Source organism: Pseudoxanthomonas yeongjuensis, from assembly GCF_010093345.1.
In the GTDB taxonomy this organism is placed as follows: domain Bacteria; phylum Pseudomonadota; class Gammaproteobacteria; order Xanthomonadales; family Xanthomonadaceae; genus Pseudoxanthomonas_A; species Pseudoxanthomonas_A yeongjuensis.
In genome coordinates, this window is the sequence record NZ_PDWT01000011.1 from 25,475 (window position 1) to 42,945 (window position 17,471).

The following is a 17,471-nucleotide window of genomic DNA, read 5'->3' on the forward strand; positions in this document are numbered from 1 at the left end:
GATACCTCAGGCTGCTTCCGCCTCCGCGACTGCCTCGGCCGGCGCGGAGGTGCGGATCAAATGATCGAACGCGCTCAGCGCCGCCTTGGAGCCTTCGCCCATGGCGATCACGATCTGCTTGTACGGCACCGTGGTCACATCGCCGGCGGCGAACACGCCGGGCAGCGAGGTCTGGCCGCGTTCGTCGACGACGATCTCGCCGCGCGGCGAAAGCTCCAGCGTGCCCTTCAGCCATTCGGTGTTGGGCAACAGGCCGATCTGCACGAAAATTCCTTCCAGCGCGATTTCGTGTTTCCCGTTGTTGCCGCGGTCCTCGTAGACCAGGCCGTTGACCTTCTGGCCGTCGCCGGTGACTTCGGTGGTCATCGCCGAAGTGATCACCTTCACGTTGGGCAGGCTGCGCAGCTTGCGCTGCAGTACTTCGTCGGCGCGCAGCTGGTGATCGAATTCGATCAGGGTCACGTGGCTGACGATGCCGGCCAGGTCGATCGCCGCTTCCACGCCGGAGTTGCCGCCGCCGATCACCGCCACGCGCTTGCCCTTGAACAGCGGGCCGTCGCAATGCGGGCAGTAGGCCACGCCCTTGTTGCGGTATTCGTTCTCGCCGGGCACGTTCATCTGCCGCCAGCGCGCGCCGGTGGACAGGATCACGGTCTTGCCTTTCAGCGTGGCGCCGTTGGCCAGTTGCACCTCGATCAGGTCCTTGCCCGGCACCAGCTTCTCGGCGCGTTGCAGGTTCATGATGTCGACGTCGTACTGGCGCACGTGCTGCTCCAGCGCCGCGGCCATCTTCGGACCTTCGGTTTCCTGCACCGAGATGAAGTTCTCGATGGCCATCGTGTCCAGCACCTGGCCGCCGAAGCGCTCCGCGGCCACGCCGGTACGGATGCCCTTGCGCGCGGCATAGATCGCCGCCGCGGCGCCGGCGGGACCGCCGCCGACCACCAGCACGTCGAACGGGGCCTTGGCCGCGATCTTCTTCGCATCGCGCGCCGCGGCACCGGTATCCAGCTTGGCGACGATCTGCTCCACGTCCATGCGGCCCTGGCCGAAGACTTCGCCATTGAGGTAGATGGTGGGCACCGACATCACCTGGCGCGCTTCCACCTCGTCCTGGAACAGGGCGCCGTCGATGGCCACATGCTGGATGTTCGGGTTCAGCACCGCCATCAGGTTCAGTGCCTGGACCACGTCCGGGCAGTTCTGGCAGGACAGGGAGAAATAGGTTTCGAATTTGTATTCGCCGTCTAGCGACTGGATCTGCTCGATCACGTCCTGCGCGGTTTTGGACGGGTGTCCGCCGACCTGCAGCAGGGCCAGCACCAGCGAAGTGAATTCATGGCCCATGGGCAGGCCGGCGAAGCGCAGGTGGATGTCGTGGTCGGGGCTGTTGAGCGCGAACGACGGCGTATGCGCGTCGGAATCGCGGCGCTCGATCAGGCTGATCTTGTCGGAGAGCAGCACGATCTCGCCGAGCAGCTCTTCCATCTCGCGGGATTTCGGGCTGTCGTCCAGCGACGCCACGATCTCGATCGGGCGCACGACCTTTTCCAGGTAGGCCTGCAACTGGGTCTTGAGGTTCGCATCAAGCATGGGAAGGGCTCCGGTGGAATGAAGAAGGGATAATCGGGAAGGAATGGAAAGACGCTTGCAGAAGCGGCCTGGACCGGCGGGAGATCGACCGGTGGGGAGGGAGACCAGAAGCTTTCCGGTGCGGGCCACGCCGCTATTGCAAGCATCCGCAGGGATGCGTTGGGAGGAATCCGGGCGGCTTGCGCCCGGATTCCAGGTCCAGCGATGAAGCGCTGCTTAGATCTTGCCGACCAGGTCCAGCGACGGGGCCAGGGTCTTTTCGCCTTCCTTCCACTTGGCCGGGCAGACTTCGCCCGGATGCGCGGCGACGTACTGGGCGGCCTTGAGCTTGCGCAGGGTCTCGCTGACGTCGCGGGCTATCGCGTTGTCGTGGATTTCCAGGGTCTTGATCACGCCATCGGGATTGATGATGAAGGTGCCGCGCAGGGCCAGGCCTTCCTCGTCGATATGCACGTCGAACGCCCTGGTCAGCTGGTGGGTCGGGTCGCCGACCAGCGGGAACTTGGCCTGGCCCACGGCCGGCGAGGTTTCGTGCCAGACCTTGTGCGAGAAGTGGGTATCGGTGGTGACGACGTAGACTTCGGCGCCGGCCTTCTGGAACTCGGCGTAATGCTTGGCGGCGTCTTCCACTTCGGTGGGGCAATTGAAGGTGAAGGCGGCCGGCATGAAGATCACCACCGACCATTTGCCCTTCAGGTCCGCATCGGAAACCTGGACGAACTTGCCATTGTGGAAGGCATTGGCGGTGAAGGGTTTTACCTGGGTGTTGATCAGGGACATTGCATTTCCTCGGTTGGTTGAAAGAGGGGGATTGATAGGGCAGCTGAATGGTAGCTCCGACCGATCGATATCTCTAATCGATTGATGGCATTGTATCAATAGTCAATGACTATTGAATGACTGGGCGACCGGCAAGGGCTGCGCCGGGTGCGGGCGAGACCGTTATTTCTCCCCGGAGCGGCCGTTGGCGGGCAAATACAGGGAAATCCCGGGTCAGGCGGGGCAACCGCTACGATGTGGCCGATGGAAACCAGTCCCAAGACCCGCCTGGATGCAGTGCTGCGCGACGCCTGCGAACGCGTGGACGCCGCCGATGCCAAGGCGTTGCTGGCGCATGCGCTGGGAAAATCGCCCGCCTGGCTGATCGCGCATGCCGATGAAGCGCTGGACGACGATGCGCTTGGCCGTTTCGACGTGCTGCTGCGATCGCGTATCGACGGCCAGCCGGTGGCCTATCTTGTCGGTCGACGCGGTTTCTGGACGCTGGATCTGGCGGTCACCCCCGATACGCTGATTCCGCGGCCTGAAACGGAACTGCTGGTCGAGCTGGCGCTGTCGCGGATCCCGCAAGGCGCGGCGGCATCGCGCATCGCCGACCTGGGCACGGGCAGCGGCGCGATCGCGCTGGCCATCGCCGTCGAGCGTCCGCGATGCAGCGTCGTCGCCACCGACGCCAGCGAAGCGGCGCTGCGGGTCGCGCAAGGCAATGCGCGCGACAACGCGGTAGCCAACGTGCAATTCCGCCATGGAAGCTGGTTTGCGCCCTTGGCCGGCGAGCGCTTCGATCTGATCGCCAGCAATCCACCGTATATCGCCAATGGCGATGCGCATCTTGCCGAAGGCGACCTGCGGTTCGAGCCTGCGGCCGCGCTGTCTTCAGGCAGCGACGGGCTGGACGACATCCGCGAAATAATTTCCGGCGCCGGAGGATTCCTCGCCGACCGCGGCTGGTTGCTGCTGGAGCATGGCCTGGACCAGGGCGTGGCGATCCGGGAATTGTTCGAAGCGGCGGGATTCGTGGAGATCGCCACCGAACAGGACCTGGAATCGAGAGACAGGGTGACGTTGGGGCGGAGACGCTGACCGGCCACGGGAAGTCCCGTACTCGTCATCCCGGCGAAAGCTGGGGCCCATCTTGATTTTGATCAGCCACGAATCAGGCGAAAATCAAAATGGATCCAGCTTTCGCCGGGATGACGGCAACAGAAGCAGTGGCGCACCACTCCTGCATGCCTCCGCAAACAACGAGGCAACAAGTCACTGCGTTAAACTTCCCGTCCCCAGATCGCAGGCAGCACCCATGCGCCAGCTCTACCCGCAAATCGAACCCTACGACACCGGCGCGCTCAAGGTCGATGACCGCCATACGCTGTATTACGAACAATGCGGCAATCCGGACGGAAAACCCGTCGTCCTGCTGCACGGCGGTCCGGGCGGCGGCTGCAACCCGAAAATGCGTTGTTTCCACGATCCGGCCAAGTACCGCATCGTGCTGTTCGACCAGCGCGGGTCCGGCCGCTCCACGCCGCATGCGGACCTGGTCGACAACACCACCTGGCACCTGGTCGCGGACATCGAGCAGTTGCGCGAAAAGCTCGGAATCGACAAGTGGCAGGTATTCGGCGGCAGCTGGGGTTCCACCCTGGCGCTTGCCTACGCCGAGAAACATCCGCGGCGAGTGACCGAACTGGTGTTGCGCGGCATCTTCATGCTGCGTCGCTGGGAACTGGAATGGTTCTATCAGGAAGGCTGTTCACGCCTGTTCCCGGACGCGTGGGAACACTTTCTCGCGCCGATCCCGATGGTCGAGCGCCATGACCTGATTTCCTCCTTCCATCGCCGCCTGACCAGCGAGGATGAAGCCACGCGTCTGGCCGCCGCGCGCGCCTGGAGCGTATGGGAAGGCGCGACCAGCTTCCTGCGCGTGGACCACGATTTCGTCAGCGGCCATGAGGACGCCGCGTTCGCGCTGGCCTTCGCCCGGATCGAGAACCACTACTTCGTCAACGGCGGTTTCTTCGAAGTGGAGGACCAGCTGCTGCGCGACGCGCACAAGATCGCCGACATCCCGGGCGTGATCGTGCACGGACGCTACGACGTGGTCTGCCCGATGGCCAACGCCTGGGACCTGCACAAGGCCTGGCCGAAGGCGGAACTGCATATCTCGCCGGTATCCGGACACTCGGCGTTCGAGCCCGAACACGTGGACGCGCTGGTGACCGCGACGGACCGCTTCGCCCCGTAGGAGCGTGCCTTGCCGGCGATGCGCTTGGCTCTTGTGCGATCCGGCCGGAAGGCATCGCGCCCAAGGGACGCTCCTACAACCATCCGCCTCCCGTAGGAGCGGGCCTTGCCCGCGATGCTCTCGCGTCGGGCCCGGATCGCGCTCGAATCATTGCAACAGAAGCATTTCAGCCGCGGATCAGCTCCGGCAACAATGCGGGCAGAATCCGGGCCAACCGCTGTGCCCATTCTTCCTGCCCCGGCGCATCGGCGATCAGGTCCTGGCGAATTTCCAGCTCCACGTGCAGCAGTCCGCGTCGTTCCCCATGTACCGGGATGGCGAAATCGGTGGCGTCGCTGACCGCATAAGGCTCGTTGTCGCCGACCACCAGTCCGGGTTCCGCACGCAATGCGGCCAGCAAGGCGTGGGCCAGGCGGGTGTCGCGGTGGTACAGGATGCCCGCATGCCAGGGCCGCGCGAATCCCGCGAACGTCGGGGTGAAGCTGTGCAGCGAAACCAGCACCGGCGCGACCGCTTGCCCATTGCGATGATCCAGCTCACGGGTAATACGCGCGTGATAAGGGGCGAAGATCTCCAGCGCGCGCGCGGTCCTCGCCTCGTCGTCCAGTCCTTCGTTGCCCGGTATCCGGGTGCCGTCACTGACGGCGACGATCGAACCCGGCGCCTGCAGCGGCCGGTTGCAGTCGATCACCAGCCGCGAATAAGTTTGCATGATGGCGAAAGCATCGAGTTTTTCCGACAGCTTCTCGGCCACGCCGGCAATTCCGATGTCCCAGCCGATATGGCGATCCAGCTCGATTTGCGGCAAATCCAGGCCGCCGAGGCGCGCGGGAATCTTCTGCCCGGCGTGGTCGGCTATAAGCACGAAAGGCGAGCCGCCATGCGCGCGGTGCACGGTGTAGGGCGCTGGGTCGTCCGGGCCCAGCAACACAGCCGCCTCAGCCACGCGGAGTGCCATCCAGGTGGTGGTCGATCATCCACAGCCCGGCCCAGAGCTTGGCGTCGAGTTCATAGCCTTCGCCCATCTTCCGCGCCAGCCAGGCCGCGGCCTCGAGCCGCGGAACCTCGTGCACGGTGATGTCCTCGTCGCCATCGCCGCCACCGGCGCCGACCCGGCGCAATCCGGTGGCACGGACGAAGGCGACCTTCTCGCTGGCCATGCCCGAGGAAGTAGGGCCGATCATCAGCACTTCCGCCCGGTCGGCGGTCCAGCCGGTCTCTTCCTCCAGCTCGCGGATCGCCGAGACTTCGATCGATTCGTCGGCATCGATATCGCCGACCAGTCCGGCCGGCATCTCGATGGTCGCGGCCTGCAGCGGCACGCGGAACTGTTCGACGAACAGCACCTTGTCCTCGGGCGTGACCGCGATGATGATCGCGGCCAGGCCGCTGGCATGGGTGCGTTCCACGTATTCCCAGGTGCCGCGCTCGACCATGCGCAGATAGCGGCCCTCGTGGATGATCTTCGGTTCGGCGGTCTTGTTGTTCATGCGGACATGCTAATGGGGATGGGTGACCTTTTGTAGGAGCGGGCCTTGCCCGCGATGCTTTTCTCACCGCGTCACGGAAAGCATCGCGGGCAAGGCCCGCTCCTACAGGGGGGTGTCGCCCAATCCCGCAGCCGCCTGCAATCGGCGCCGGGTCATCGGACCGAAGCGCAACGATCCGGACAAGGCCTCCAGCATCCCCGCGTCGACACCGGCGCGGACGAAGTCCGGTTCCGCGCCATCGACCGGGGCATCCAGCGCGATCGTGGCCAGTTGCCGCCACAACAGCGCATGTTCGCGTTGTTCGCGCAGGCGCACGGCCATCTGCGCGGCGCCGCGCAGGCGCAGGAAGGCGACCTCGTCGATCCGCGTCAGCAACACATCCAGGCTGCCGAAATGCGCCAGCAGGATCGCCGCGGACTTGGCGCCGATACCGGTCACTCCCGGGATGTTGTCGACCGCATCGCCGGTCAGGGCCAGGTAGTCGGCGATCTGGGTCGCTTCGACGCCATGCCGCGCCTTGACCCCGGCCATGCCCCAGCGCTGGCCACGGGCGAAGTCCCATTGTTCGTCCGCTTCCATCAGCAACTGCGACATGTCCTTGTCGGCAGACACGATCACTCCGCGGAAACCGCGCGGGCGCGCGCTGTGCAGGGCGCTGCCGATCAGGTCGTCGGCTTCGTATTCGCCATGCGCCAGCACGTTCAACCCCAATGCCGCGCACAGCGCCTTGCAATGGGTGAACTGGCGCTTGAGTTCTTCCGGGGCCGGATCGCGATTGGCCTTGTAGGCGGGGTACAGCTTGTTGCGGAAGCAGCTGTCCAGGGCCTCGTCGAAGGCGATGGCGATGTGCTTTGGACGCTCCTGTTCCAGCAGTTCCAGCAGGAAGCGGGCGAAACCATGCACGGCGTTGGTGGGCCAGCCATCGGCATCGTGGAACTGGTCGGGCATCGAATGCCAGGCGCGGAACACGTACAGGCTGGCGTCCACCAGGTACAGCGGTGGACGCGACGCAGGGACGGCCGGCACTTCAGGCATGCTTCGAAGGACCCGCCACGGAGGGATGCCAGTCGCTCAACAAGGCAACGGCATCGGGGCGGTCGCGTTCGGGCGCTTCCATTGCGGGAGTGCCGATGTGGATGAAACCGGCGATTTTCTCGTCCGCCCGCAGACCCAGGATCCCGCCGATCGTCGCGTCGTAGGCAGCCCATCCGGTCAGCCACTGCGCGCCGAAACCAAGCGCCTGGGCCGCCTGCAGCAGGGCGAAGCAGACGCAGCCGGCCGAAAGCAGCTGTTCCTGTTCGGGCACCTTGTGCCGGGCATCGAGCCGCGCGATCACGGCGACGATCAGCGGCGCATGCGAAAAACGCGCACGGTCCTTTTCCAGGGTGGCGGCGGACGCATGGGGATCGAGATCCAGCGCCCGCGAAACCAGTGCTTCACCCAACGCATGGCGTGCGTCGCCGTGGATGCGGAGGAAGCGGAACGGCACCAGCTTGCCGTGGTCGGGGACGCGCACCGCCGATTGCAACATGCGCAGCAGGGTGGCGTCGTCGGGGCCGGGTGGACCCAGTTGCCTGGAGGGGGTGGAGCGGCGGGTATCGAGGGATTGCAGAGGATCGTGGGTTGGCATACGGGAATTCTAGCCTGCCGCGGCTGTTACGCGGCATCGAACTGCCTAATGGGTCACGGTGCCGGAGAACCCGATTCACTAAGCTGTCTAGGCGAAACCAGAGGCCGCGTTTTCCTTATCTGCCTTATCCGCTTTTTCGCCTGCCAGGGCGGGGAACCTTGCGCATGTCCAGCTTCGATCACATCGCCGAACGTCCGGGGCGCGACCTGCGGCTGCTGGCCCAGGCCAGGCAAGCCGTGGTCCCGCCGTTGGTGGACACCTTCGCCATGGCTCTCGGCCGCTTCGACGACGCGCTGTTCGACCGCGCCGAACGTGCCGGCAATGCGCAGCTGGCCTTCCTGGATGCGATGCGCGAGTTGCGCCGCCGCCGCGAGGAAATCATCGCCCGCTTCCGCGCCCATCTGGAAAAGGCCTGGCACTCGCTCGAGGCGGGCGAACCGATGTCGATGGAAAGCGCGCTGATCGATGCCGGTTCCGCGTTGAGCCTGGTTTCCGACCAGGAACTGGAATCGCGCCTGGCCGCGCGCAACCTGGCCAGCGTGATCATGCGCGATTGCAAGCCGGTGCTGCAGCGCCTGGATCGCCGTCTGGGCTGGATCGCCGGCAACCTGGTGCTGGACAACGATCACAATCCCATCGGCCCCGAGCATATCGGCGTGGCGATTCATGATGCCTTCGCCACCTGCGAACTTTCCCTGGAAGTACGGCTGGTGGTCATCAAACTGTGCGAACGCGACCTGGTGCCGGGCATAAGCCGTCTCTACGAGGCGCTCGACCAGCGCCTGGTGCAGTCGGGGGTGTTGCCGGAAATGCCGGCGGCGCGCACGCCCGCACGCGCGGCCACGCGCGCGCCGGAACACCAGGGTCCGCATGCGGACATGGCTGAAGACGATGAAGCCAGCGCCCCCGCCTGGGCCGCGCGCTTCACCCATCGCATGGCTGGGATGAAGGGCGGCATGCAGGCCTCGATGGGCCAGGGCGGCTTCAATGATGGTCTCCCGGGTTATGCCGGCGGCGCGCAAGGCGTGCTGCTGGAAGCGCTGCACCACCTGTTGCAGGAGTCGCGCGGCAACCGTGAGACGACCGTGCCACAGCATTCTTCCTCCAGCGTGGAAAACCGCCAGCTGTCGCAACGCGAGATGCTGTCGGTGCTGTCGTTGCTGCAGAGCACGCCCAGCGCCGCCCTCAGCGCGGCCATCGGCGACACCGGCGAATCGCTGGCCCAGCGCCTGAAGAGCGAAGTGCTCAGCGGCGCCAACCGGCTCGGCGTGGACCCTTCGACCGCGCGCCTGGCGCCGGTGGACGAGGACGCCATCGATCTGGTCGGCATGCTGTTCGACGTGATGCTGGACGAGCGCGACCTGGAAGGCCGCCCGCGCGAACTGATCGGCCGACTGGTGGTGCCCTTCGTCAAGGTCGCGTTGCTGGATCGGCGCATGTTCGTACAGAAGACCCATCCGGCGCGGCGCCTGCTCAACGTGCTGGCCGAGGCCTGTGAGGGCAACAGCGGCGAGAGCGCGGCCGAACGCACGCTGATGGCCAAGGTCGAGGAAGTGGTCGACCGCCTGACCGCCGAATTCAACGAGAACCTCGCCGTGTTCCTCACCCTGGAAGAGGAATTCCGCGATTTCCTCAACCAGCACAAGCGCCGCATCGAGATCGCCGAACGCCGCGCCGCCGAAATACAGAGCGGGCAGGAGCGTCTGGAAACCGCGCGCGTGCGCATGGCCCTGGAACTGTCCGCGCGCCTCGATGGCCGCCATGTGCCGCAGGCGATCGACGACTTCATGCGCCAGCCGTGGGCCCATCACGTCACCATGACCGTGCTGCGCGAAGGCGAGGACGGCGAAGGCCTGCGCGATGCGCTGCTCCTGGCCGACGGCGTGATGGAGGAGCTTGCCGAAGCCCAGCGCCAGATCATCGGCAAACCATGGTTGCAGACCTGGCGGCCGTCGCTGCAGAAGGTGTTCGCCAGCGTCGGCATGAATGCGGATGCGGCCAGTTCCGCGGTCGATGCCTTGCACGACACCTTGCAGGCCGTGGCCGCTTCGCGCCCCGACCTGGAGAAATCCCTGCCGGAATTGCCGCAGGTGGTCCTGCCCAGGGCCAGCGAGGAGGAGTCCACCCCGATCCAGCTGGTTGGCGGCACCGACACCCTGGATTTCGACAGCACCGATGCCGACCATTTCCGTGGATTGCCGATCGGCACCTGGCTGGATTTCATCGACAAGGACAACAAGGTCCAGGCCGGCAAGCTGTCCTGGGTCAGCCCGATCTCGTCGCGATTGCTGTTCGTCAACCGCCGCGGTGTGCGCTTCTGCGTGGCCTCGCCCGAAGAGCTCGCCGTCATGGTGCGCATGGGCCGCTTGCGCACGCACCAGGATGAAGACGCTTTCGACAGCGCGATGCAGGGCGTGATCGAGCGCCTGGACCCGGAAAAGAGCGCCGTCGGCGCCTGACTTTCCGAAGGTTTTCTGAAGTCGTCATCCCGGCGCAAGCTGGGATCCATCTTGATCTTGCTCCCGGTCTCCTCCTTTGCGCATAGCGTAGGAGAGGATTGGGGAGGGATGCCTTGGACATTTGTTCTTTCTGTCATACCGGCGGAAGCCCGAATCCAGCGCCTTTTCCTTCGCTCATCGTCCCTACGCAGAGCCTGCCCCGAATGCTGCAGTTGGGCGCGGTAAGCGCTTGATCATCCAGTGGCTTTGGCTCTTCGCTCTTGTTTAAAGCCGCAGCGTTGACCAGTTGCGCTTTTGGAAGCCGCGCTATGCGCGGGTCACTCTCTTGCTTGTGCGAAGCAGCGCTCCACAACAGCCGCATGGCTGGTCAAGCGACCAAAGAGAGCACCCCCTGTCGAGTACGGGGCAGGCTGTAACGGCGCGTCCGGCGATGAAGTCGCCGGGCTCGCGAGCAGGCCGGGAATTTTCGTAAGGCGCATACCGGTATCAAGTACGGGGCAGGCTCTGCGTCTATGAAAGCGGCACACATCCTTGTGGGTCGTGCCTGCGGTGTTGTACCCGACCCGCCCGCCGCGCCTCGCGGCATCCGCAGGCAACGGCCAATGTCATAAGCCAAAGCCACCTCCCGCATCGGATCGGCCGCTACATACGCCTTCCTCCCCATGCTTTGTTAGCATCGGCAGTCCGGAATCCGACAGGCGAGGCGAACATGGCGGTTGAAGTGCTGGTGTTGAAGGAGACGGCGCCAGGCGAGCGCCGCGTGGCCGCCACCCCGGAAACGGTGAAGAAGCTCGTAGCCGCGGGCGCCAGCATCAGGATCGAGAGCGGCGCCGGGCTTGGCGCCGGCTTCGTGGACCAGGCTTATCTCGACGCGGGTGCGCATCTGGCCACCGCCGACACTCCTGCCCAGGCCGACCTGGTCTTGTGCGTGCAGTCGCCTGATCCCGCCGCCATAGGCCAGTTGAAGCAGGGTGCCGCCCTGGTCGGCATGCCCCAGCCGCAAGCCGATGCCGCCCGAGCCGATGCGCTCAAGGCGCGCGGCATCCTCGCCTTCCCGCTGGAAAAACTGCCGCGCACCACGCGCGCGCAATCGATGGACGTGCTCAGTTCGCAGGCCGGCATGGCCGGTTACAAGGCAGTGCTGATCGCCGCGCAGTTGGCGCCGCGTTTCTTTCCCATGCTTACCACCGCCGCTGGCACCATCCGTCCCTCCAAGGTGCTGATCGTCGGCGCCGGCGTGGCCGGTCTGCAGGGTGTCGCCACCGCCAAGCGCCTGGGCGCGCAGGTGGAAGGTTTCGATGTGCGCCCGGAAACGCGCGAGCAGATCGAATCGCTGGGCGGAAAATTCCTGGATCTGGGCGTCAGCGCCGCAGGCGAGGGCGGTTATGCGCGCCAGCTCACCGACGAGGAGCGTGCCGAGCAACAGCGCCGACTCGCCGATCACTTGAAAGGCATCGACGTGGTGGTCTGCACCGCCGCGGTGCCGGGTCGCCCGGCACCCAAGATCATCACCATGGCCATGGTGGAGGCGATGAAACCCGGCAGCGTGATCGTCGACCTTGCCGCCGAAACCGGTGGCAACTGCGAAGCCACGCGACCTGGCGAGACCATCGAGCACAACGGCGTCACCGTCGCCGGCCCGCTCAACCTGGCCAGCATGGGCGCGGTCCACGCCAGCGAGATGTATTCGCGAAACGTCTTCAACTTCGTAGCGCTGTTCGTCAAGGAAGGCGCGGTCACTTTCGACTGGAATGACGAGTTGCTGGCGAAGACGCGGTGGCCGGAAATGGTTGCGCCCAATCAGTAGTTGGGCTTTATCCGGAGACTGTGTCGTGCTCCAGTGGAGCAATTCGACGGACTCGGTCAACTGGCCGGAGCTCTCCGAGATGTATCGGCTCGCTCCGCTTGGCAACAAATCGCCGGGCTGGCTGGAAACTGCATTTTCAAACAGCATGTTCAAGTTCTTTGCCCGGGAGAACAACGTGCTGGTTGCCGCTGGACGTGCCGTAGCTGACGGTGTCGATTGCTCATATATCTGCGATATCGCTGTTCATCCTTCGCATCAGGGCCGCGGCCTGGGCCGTGAAGTCATCGGGCGCCTCGTGGCTGCGTCCGAAGGACATAGGAAGATCATCCTTTACGCCGTTCCCGGCAAGGAGGATTTCTATCGCAGGTTCGGGTTCCGTCGCATGAGAACGGCTATGGCGATATTCGATAACCCTGACCAGGCAGCCAACAATGGCTACACGGATGAAGCCTGACAATTCATTCGAGCCGGACCCGCTTCGCGGGCCGGCCCGATTCAGGCGTCAGGCGCCAATGGCAGCGACACGGATATTTTCAGTTGCAAGCCCGCTCATTCTTGCCGCGATCGGCATCGCAATGGGTGCCTGTGCGGTTCTTTTCGCGTCCCCTCACAACTTGCCCGTTTGGCAGATCGGGTCATGGACGCCCGTCATTGCGCTATTTTTCTTGTTGGTGCTCGTCCTGGCTTCCGCCTATTCACTGGCTACAAACCATGCCGCCAGGACCTGGCAACGGATTGGCTCGTTCTTGCTCGGCCTTGCATGCCTGGCGGTTGTTGCTGTTGGATCTTTCTAGCATGGACGTCATCGACAAAAGCCCAAGATATCAAGATCGGAAACCGTAGGGCGGAATGATCGAAGGGCATCGCGCCGCACGACTATCCGTAGCCAGCAGCACCCGCCACCGAATGATTGCTCTTGCCTAGTGCACGGATACGCATCGCCATTCCCATTCGGCGCAATGCCTGTTGAATGCCTCGCGAACAGGAGAAGCCGTTTCCGAGAGTCCAGGAGCGGGTCTTGTCCCGCCTTCTGGGATCCCGCGACTTCCATGCGGTGGGCCGGGGCCAACCCTATGCCAATTCCCGATTACCTGATCGGCGGAGATGTCGGCCCCTTCGGCGCATGCTTCTCCACCCATGTGCGCCGCTGTTCCGGCGTCATCCGGCGCCAGTCCTCGCGCAGTTCCTTGCGCTGTTCGGGCGACAGCTTCTTCATCTGTTCGAACAGGACGCGCGCTTCCTCGCGCTGTTGCGGATTCATGTGCTCGAAACGGCGCATGCCCTTGCGCGCCTGCCTGCGTTGTTCGGGCGACATTTCCTTCCAGCGTTGTGCGTGTTCCAGCATGCGCGGGCGCTGTTCGGGGTCGCTGTTCCAGCGCTCGCGTACTGGGGCGATCAACGCCTCGCGCTGCTGCGGGGTCAGTTTGTCCCAGTCGGGAAGCGACTGCGCAGGCGTCGATTGCGCCAGGGCATTGCCGGCCAGCAGCAACAGGGCGAACGGCAGGGATCGGGAAAATAGGGTCTTCATTCGATTACTCCATGGCCAGCGGCTCGGCTTCGGAAGAAGCCAGCCACAGGTACAGGTCGGGATTTTCGTCAAGCACGGCCGCGCTGTCGGCATAGCTGCCGCCGCTGGTTGCCGCGGCCATCGGTTGTGCCACGGGCGTGGGTGTGGAATGAGGCAGGAAGCGCATGCCGATAGCTATGGCAAGCACTGCCGGGAGCACGCTGGCCGCAGCCCAGCGCCAGGCATGCCCGCGTTGCGGAGCCGTCTGCGCGGCATGCCGGGCGGCACGCAACCGCGCCAGGGTCGGCGGCGAAATTCGGTCCACGGCGGCCGCGTGCAGCTTGCGCATGTCGCGGTCGAACATTTCTTTGTCTTCGATCCCCGGGTTCATCGGAAATCCTCCAGTTGTTTCTGCAATGCGTCGCGTGCGCGCGACAGGTGGGTCTTGACCGAGCCTTCCGAGCAGCCCATGGCTTTCGCGGTATCGGCCACGTCCAGTTCCTCCAGCACGCGCAGGGTGAAGGCTTCGCGCTGGCGGGCCGGCAATTTGCGCAGCGCCAGGGTCAGTCTGGTGTACGCTTCGCGCTGGTCGTGCGCTTGCGAGGGTCCGGCGGCGGAATCGGCCCAGTCGATCAGACTGTCTTCGCTGCGTTCGCTGGCGAGCGCGAACAGGCGCAGGCGGAAATTGCCGCGCCGCTGCAGGTCCACGATCTTGCGCCGCAGGATGCTCCAGAACAGCGGTGTCCATTCGGCGGCGGGACGCTCGCGATAGGCCAGCATCTTCATCATCGCGTCCTGCACCGCGTCCAGCGCGTCGTCGCGGCTGCGCAGGCCGGCTTCGGCGAAACGGAACGCGCGAGTGCCCACATCGGCCAGGAACAGTTCCAGCGTCGCCGGCGGTCGCATGGCGGTCTGCGGCGGCTGGTCAAGGCCGGCCTGGCTGATGTCGGGGCTCACCAACACAGCTTAGTGCCTGTGGTCCGGGCGGTGATCGAAACGGTCGCCGAAGTCGCAGGCGGAGGCGGAGGCGGTACCGACGATGCCCGGCGACAATGCGGCAAGCAACGACATCGGCTTGTACTTCATGGCAGGGGCCTCGCTGGGGGTAAGGGGGAAACGCTGCCGGCAGGGATCGGTTGACCTTGCTGCCCAAGGATTCAGGGCCCGGTTATGATGCGGATCGGGCACGGTGCCCCGGGAGAGAGTGGATGAGCGACGGTTTCGTGGCCCTGTACATCTTCATGCTGGCGGCCATCGCCGGCCACGTGATCATTTCGCGGGTGCCGGTGATCCTGCATACGCCGCTGATGTCGGGTTCCAATTTCATCCATGGCATCGTGCTGATCGGCGCCATGATCGTGCTGGGCCATGCCGACACCACCCTGGAAAAGGTCATCGGCTTCGTCGCCGTGCTGCTGGGCGCGGGCAACGCCGCCGGCGGCTACGTGGTGACCGAGCGCATGCTGGACATGTTCAAGTCTTCGAAGAAGCCGGCCACCAAATCCGGAGCGCAGCCATGAGCTGGGTCACGCCCGAACTGCTGGCGACCCTGGTCAAGGTGAGCTACCTGGTCGCCGCGACCCTGTTCCTGCTCGGCCTGCAGCGCATGGCCTCGCCGATGACCGCGCGCAGCGGCATCCGCTGGGCCGGCCTGGGCATGCTGATCGCCACGGTCGCCACTTTCCTGCACCCGCAATTGAACAACCACCTGCTGATCTTCGTGGCGGTGGTCATCGGTACCGCGGCGGCGTGGATCTCGGCCAATCGCGTGGCCATCACCGACATGCCGCAGATGGTGGCGCTGTACAACGGCATGGGTGGCGGCTCGGCGGCGGCGATCGGCGCGGTGGAGCTATTGAGGTACTCGTCCGTGGGCGGTTCGCCCTCGCACACGACCCTGGTGCTGGCGGTGGTCGGCGCGCTGATCGGCGCGGTGTCGCTGTCGGGTTCGATCATCGCCTGGGCCAAGCTCGACGGGCGCATGGACAAGCGCTACACCTTCACCGGCCAGCAGTGGTTCAACGCGGGGGTCGCGGTTGCGGCCGTGATCCTCGGGGTAATGGCGATCTGGACCCTGGGAACGCCCTGGATCATCGCGTTCTTCATCGTCGCGCTGGCGCTCGGCATCCTGATGACGCTGCCGATCGGCGGCGCCGACATGCCGGTGGTGATCTCGCTGTACAACGCGTTCACCGGGCTCGCGGTGGCCTTCGAAGGCTATGTGCTGGGCATCGAGACCCTGATCATCGCCGGCATGATGGTCGGTGCGGCCGGCATGTTGTTGACCCGATTGATGGCCAAGGCCATGAACCGGCCGATCAGCGGCGTGCTGTTCTCCAACTTCGGCGGCGGCAGCGGCGAGATGCAGGAGATCGCCGGCTCGCAGAAACCCATCGAGGCCGGCGATGTGGCCGCGATGATGGCCTTCGCCGAACGCGTGGTGATCGTCCCGGGTTACGGCCTGGCCGTGGCCCAGGCCCAGCACAAGATCTGGGAACTGGCGCAGCGGCTGATGGAGCGCGGGGTCAAGGTGAAGTTCGCGATCCATCCGGTCGCCGGACGCATGCCCGGGCATATGAACGTGCTGCTGGCCGAGGCCGGCGTGCCCTACGACCTGATCGCCGACATGGACGACATCAACCCCGAATTCCCCAACACCGACGTGTCGCTGGTGATCGGCGCCAACGACGTGGTCAATCCGGTGGCCAAGACCGATCCCGCGTCGCCGATCTACGGCATGCCGATCCTGGACGTGGTCGAATCGAAGAACACCATCGTGATCAAGCGCGGCAAGGGCACCGGTTTCGCCGGCATCGAGAATGCGCTGTTCTACGCCGACAACACCCGAATGCTGTATGGCGATGGCGCGGAGATGGCGAGCGCGCTGGTCAGCGAACTGAAGGCGCTGGATGGCGGGCACTGAATGCGCCGGTGCATTTGGATGGCTGTATACGTCCTGCTGGTGTCCGGTTTTTCGGCAGCCCATCCAGCCTCGGCCACCGAAGTTTCAGATTTCCGGTCTGGCCTGGTATGCGACCCGGGAGAGCACGGGTGGATATGCCTGCGGACCGAAGATATCCACCTGACCGGTCAAGGCCGGTGCGTTTACGCCAAACAGGAAATGCCCTGCACCTGGTATGGATTTTCCTTCAAGTATTCAGGCAACGAGCCGGGTACGCTTCTTGTATGCAGATACAGGAGCGCCGTCCCTTCCGCATTGGGAAACCCAAAGGAAGTGTTGATGGAAGATGACGCCGAAGGAAGCTATTCGCTGCCATTGGAGGGCACGCAGGGCACGTTCTACAACCCGCAATACACCATCTTTGGCATCCGAGAGCCGGGACAGGCGGTCGACACGATCACGACCCGTTGCAGCATCGAAGGAAAGGAAGTGGCGAATTTCCGTTTCAACATCATCAGTGCGGAGATTCCGGAGTAGGGGTTGGCCATCTCCGGCGGGGTGCGGTTCTCAACGCCCGGCGATCACCGCAACGACCAGCGCCAGGCCCATCCAAACCCGGTCCGCGATCGGGTTGGCCAACTTCGCCAGCGTCCACGCGTAGTCCGAACCCAGCTTCAGCGCCGAATCCCACGGGTTCAGTCCCATGGCAATGCCGATCTGAGTGGCCGCGATGCCCCAGTTGACCAGGGCGATGACCAGCAGCGTTGCCGTCACGGCCGCGACCGCGCGCGGCCAGCCGCGCGGCATCCCGCCGAGGCGCAGCATCAGCGCGGACGCGAGTGCGCTGGCCACGGCCATCCAGCCGCAGGGGCGCCCCAGGTAAAGCGCCAACAGTATCCAGAGGAGGGCGAGAAGGATTCCACCAAAGGGCAGCAGCACCGGCGGAAGCCAACGAGCCGGGTGGGAAGGGGGGATGGTCTGCTGCATCGAAACTCCAGGTGATGGCACAGGATACTGTGCCGGCACCCCGGGTCATGTGCGGGAAGTCGGGACTTCCT

Annotated in this window: 18 protein-coding genes; 8 read left to right on the top strand and 10 right to left on the bottom strand. The window is 64.8% G+C overall.

Translation table 11 applies throughout. The annotated features are described in order from the left end of the window. Window positions 1–6 precede the first annotated feature (6 nt). A complete protein-coding gene (gene ahpF / locus CSC74_RS16715) occupies window positions 7–1,593 on the bottom strand; it encodes an alkyl hydroperoxide reductase subunit F (RefSeq protein WP_162315643.1) in 1,587 nt (528 codons plus the stop codon). Window positions 1,594–1,809: 216 nt separating this feature from the next. Next, a complete protein-coding gene (gene ahpC / locus CSC74_RS16720; RefSeq protein ID WP_162315644.1) occupies window positions 1,810–2,373 on the bottom strand; it encodes an alkyl hydroperoxide reductase subunit C in 564 nt (187 codons plus the stop codon). Between the two features lie 243 nt (window positions 2,374–2,616). Between ahpC and prmC the strand changes: the two genes are divergently transcribed. Both prmC and pip read left to right on the top strand, forming a co-directional pair. Then, the gene (gene prmC / locus CSC74_RS16725; protein ID WP_162315645.1) at window positions 2,617–3,456 is read left to right on the top strand and encodes a peptide chain release factor N(5)-glutamine methyltransferase; all 840 of its coding nucleotides are present in this window, start codon (window positions 2,617–2,619) and stop codon (window positions 3,454–3,456) included. A gap of 217 nt (window positions 3,457–3,673) precedes the next feature. Then, the gene (gene pip / locus CSC74_RS16730; protein ID WP_162315646.1) at window positions 3,674–4,618 is read left to right on the top strand and encodes a prolyl aminopeptidase; all 945 of its coding nucleotides are present in this window, start codon (window positions 3,674–3,676) and stop codon (window positions 4,616–4,618) included. 166 nt (window positions 4,619–4,784) lie between these two features. Here pip and CSC74_RS16735 read toward each other — a convergent pair whose 3' ends face one another. From CSC74_RS16735 to CSC74_RS16750, 4 genes are all read right to left on the bottom strand, one after another. Further along, window positions 4,785–5,564, bottom strand: coding sequence for an N-formylglutamate amidohydrolase (locus CSC74_RS16735; RefSeq protein WP_211369680.1), 780 nt, complete (start codon window positions 5,562–5,564; stop codon window positions 4,785–4,787). Beyond that, window positions 5,557–6,108, bottom strand: coding sequence for an NUDIX hydrolase (locus tag CSC74_RS16740; protein ID WP_162315648.1), 552 nt, complete (start codon window positions 6,106–6,108; stop codon window positions 5,557–5,559). The genes CSC74_RS16735 and CSC74_RS16740 overlap by 8 nt, the downstream gene beginning before the upstream one ends. 102 nt (window positions 6,109–6,210) lie before the next feature. After that, window positions 6,211–7,143, bottom strand: coding sequence for a 5'-3' exonuclease (locus CSC74_RS16745; protein ID WP_162315649.1), 933 nt, complete (start codon window positions 7,141–7,143; stop codon window positions 6,211–6,213). After that, entirely contained in the window at window positions 7,136–7,738 is a 603-nt protein-coding gene (locus CSC74_RS16750) for a nitroreductase family protein (protein WP_162315650.1), read from the bottom strand. Before CSC74_RS16750 ends, CSC74_RS16745 begins: the two co-directional genes overlap by 8 nt. Before the next feature lie 164 nt (window positions 7,739–7,902). Here CSC74_RS16750 and CSC74_RS16755 point away from each other — a divergent pair, with 164 nt between their 5' ends. The 3 genes from CSC74_RS16755 (at window position 7,903) to CSC74_RS16765 (ending at window position 12,458) form a co-directional block, all read left to right on the top strand. Continuing rightward, window positions 7,903–10,197, top strand: a complete 2,295-nt coding sequence (locus CSC74_RS16755) for a DUF1631 domain-containing protein (RefSeq protein ID WP_162315651.1) — start codon at window positions 7,903–7,905, stop codon at window positions 10,195–10,197. 709 nt (window positions 10,198–10,906) lie between these two features. Then, complete coding sequence (locus tag CSC74_RS16760) at window positions 10,907–12,004, top strand: NAD(P) transhydrogenase subunit alpha (protein ID WP_162315652.1); 1,098 nt, start codon at window positions 10,907–10,909, stop codon at window positions 12,002–12,004. Between the two features lie 25 nt (window positions 12,005–12,029). Then, window positions 12,030–12,458, top strand: coding sequence for a GNAT family N-acetyltransferase (locus CSC74_RS16765; protein ID WP_246193352.1), 429 nt, complete (start codon window positions 12,030–12,032; stop codon window positions 12,456–12,458). Between the two features lie 633 nt (window positions 12,459–13,091). Here the strand turns inward: CSC74_RS16765 and CSC74_RS16770 are convergent. From CSC74_RS16770 to CSC74_RS16780, 3 genes are read right to left on the bottom strand one after another with little or no spacing between them, the layout of a single operon-like run. Next, on the bottom strand, window positions 13,092–13,532 hold the full coding sequence (locus tag CSC74_RS16770; protein ID WP_162315654.1) for a DUF3106 domain-containing protein: 441 nt from the start codon (window positions 13,530–13,532) through the stop codon (window positions 13,092–13,094). Window positions 13,533–13,536: 4 nt separating this feature from the next. Beyond that, window positions 13,537–13,902, bottom strand: coding sequence for a hypothetical protein (locus CSC74_RS16775; RefSeq protein WP_246193354.1), 366 nt, complete (start codon window positions 13,900–13,902; stop codon window positions 13,537–13,539). Then, window positions 13,899–14,474: an RNA polymerase sigma factor gene (locus CSC74_RS16780; protein WP_425501479.1), complete on the bottom strand. Its 576-nt coding sequence runs from the start codon at window positions 14,472–14,474 to the stop codon at window positions 13,899–13,901. Before CSC74_RS16780 ends, CSC74_RS16775 begins: the two co-directional genes overlap by 4 nt. Window positions 14,475–14,719: 245 nt before the next feature. Between CSC74_RS16780 and CSC74_RS16785 the strand changes: the two genes are divergently transcribed. The 3 genes from CSC74_RS16785 to CSC74_RS16795 are packed head-to-tail and all read left to right on the top strand — an operon-like array spanning window position 14,720 to window position 16,950. Continuing rightward, complete coding sequence (locus tag CSC74_RS16785) at window positions 14,720–15,031, top strand: NAD(P) transhydrogenase subunit alpha part 2 (RefSeq protein ID WP_162315655.1); 312 nt, start codon at window positions 14,720–14,722, stop codon at window positions 15,029–15,031. Continuing rightward, window positions 15,028–16,434: an NAD(P)(+) transhydrogenase (Re/Si-specific) subunit beta gene (locus CSC74_RS16790; RefSeq protein ID WP_162315656.1), complete on the top strand. Its 1,407-nt coding sequence runs from the start codon at window positions 15,028–15,030 to the stop codon at window positions 16,432–16,434. Before CSC74_RS16785 ends, CSC74_RS16790 begins: the two co-directional genes overlap by 4 nt. Before the next feature lie 18 nt (window positions 16,435–16,452). After that, window positions 16,453–16,950, top strand: coding sequence for a hypothetical protein (locus CSC74_RS16795; protein ID WP_162315657.1), 498 nt, complete (start codon window positions 16,453–16,455; stop codon window positions 16,948–16,950). A 30-nt stretch (window positions 16,951–16,980) separates the two neighbouring features. Here CSC74_RS16795 and CSC74_RS16800 read toward each other — a convergent pair whose 3' ends face one another. Continuing rightward, a complete protein-coding gene (locus CSC74_RS16800) occupies window positions 16,981–17,400 on the bottom strand; it encodes a hypothetical protein (RefSeq protein ID WP_246193357.1) in 420 nt (139 codons plus the stop codon). Between the last annotated feature and the right edge of the window lie 71 nt (window positions 17,401–17,471).

What these genes read in the sequence shown, in the direction of transcription:
- CSC74_RS16745 (WP_162315649.1), bottom strand. Translation starts at nt 7,143, where the DNA reads ATGCCTGAAGTGCCGGCCGTCCCTGCGTCGCGTCCACCGCTGTACCTG.
- CSC74_RS16775 (WP_246193354.1), bottom strand. Translation starts at nt 13,902, where the DNA reads ATGAACCCGGGGATCGAAGACAAAGAAATGTTCGACCGCGACATGCGC.
- CSC74_RS16750 (WP_162315650.1), bottom strand. Translation starts at nt 7,738, where the DNA reads ATGCCAACCCACGATCCTCTGCAATCCCTCGATACCCGCCGCTCCACC.
- CSC74_RS16795 (WP_162315657.1), top strand. Translation starts at nt 16,453, where the DNA reads ATGGCTGTATACGTCCTGCTGGTGTCCGGTTTTTCGGCAGCCCATCCA.
- CSC74_RS16785 (WP_162315655.1), top strand. Translation starts at nt 14,720, where the DNA reads ATGAGCGACGGTTTCGTGGCCCTGTACATCTTCATGCTGGCGGCCATC.
- CSC74_RS16800 (WP_246193357.1), bottom strand. Translation starts at nt 17,400, where the DNA reads ATGCAGCAGACCATCCCCCCTTCCCACCCGGCTCGTTGGCTTCCGCCG.
- CSC74_RS16770 (WP_162315654.1), bottom strand. Translation starts at nt 13,532, where the DNA reads ATGAAGACCCTATTTTCCCGATCCCTGCCGTTCGCCCTGTTGCTGCTG.
- prmC (WP_162315645.1), top strand. Translation starts at nt 2,617, where the DNA reads ATGGAAACCAGTCCCAAGACCCGCCTGGATGCAGTGCTGCGCGACGCC.
- CSC74_RS16760 (WP_162315652.1), top strand. Translation starts at nt 10,907, where the DNA reads ATGGCGGTTGAAGTGCTGGTGTTGAAGGAGACGGCGCCAGGCGAGCGC.
- pip (WP_162315646.1), top strand. Translation starts at nt 3,674, where the DNA reads ATGCGCCAGCTCTACCCGCAAATCGAACCCTACGACACCGGCGCGCTC.
- CSC74_RS16740 (WP_162315648.1), bottom strand. Translation starts at nt 6,108, where the DNA reads ATGAACAACAAGACCGCCGAACCGAAGATCATCCACGAGGGCCGCTAT.
- ahpF (WP_162315643.1), bottom strand. Translation starts at nt 1,593, where the DNA reads ATGCTTGATGCGAACCTCAAGACCCAGTTGCAGGCCTACCTGGAAAAG.
- CSC74_RS16790 (WP_162315656.1), top strand. Translation starts at nt 15,028, where the DNA reads ATGAGCTGGGTCACGCCCGAACTGCTGGCGACCCTGGTCAAGGTGAGC.
- CSC74_RS16755 (WP_162315651.1), top strand. Translation starts at nt 7,903, where the DNA reads ATGTCCAGCTTCGATCACATCGCCGAACGTCCGGGGCGCGACCTGCGG.
- ahpC (WP_162315644.1), bottom strand. Translation starts at nt 2,373, where the DNA reads ATGTCCCTGATCAACACCCAGGTAAAACCCTTCACCGCCAATGCCTTC.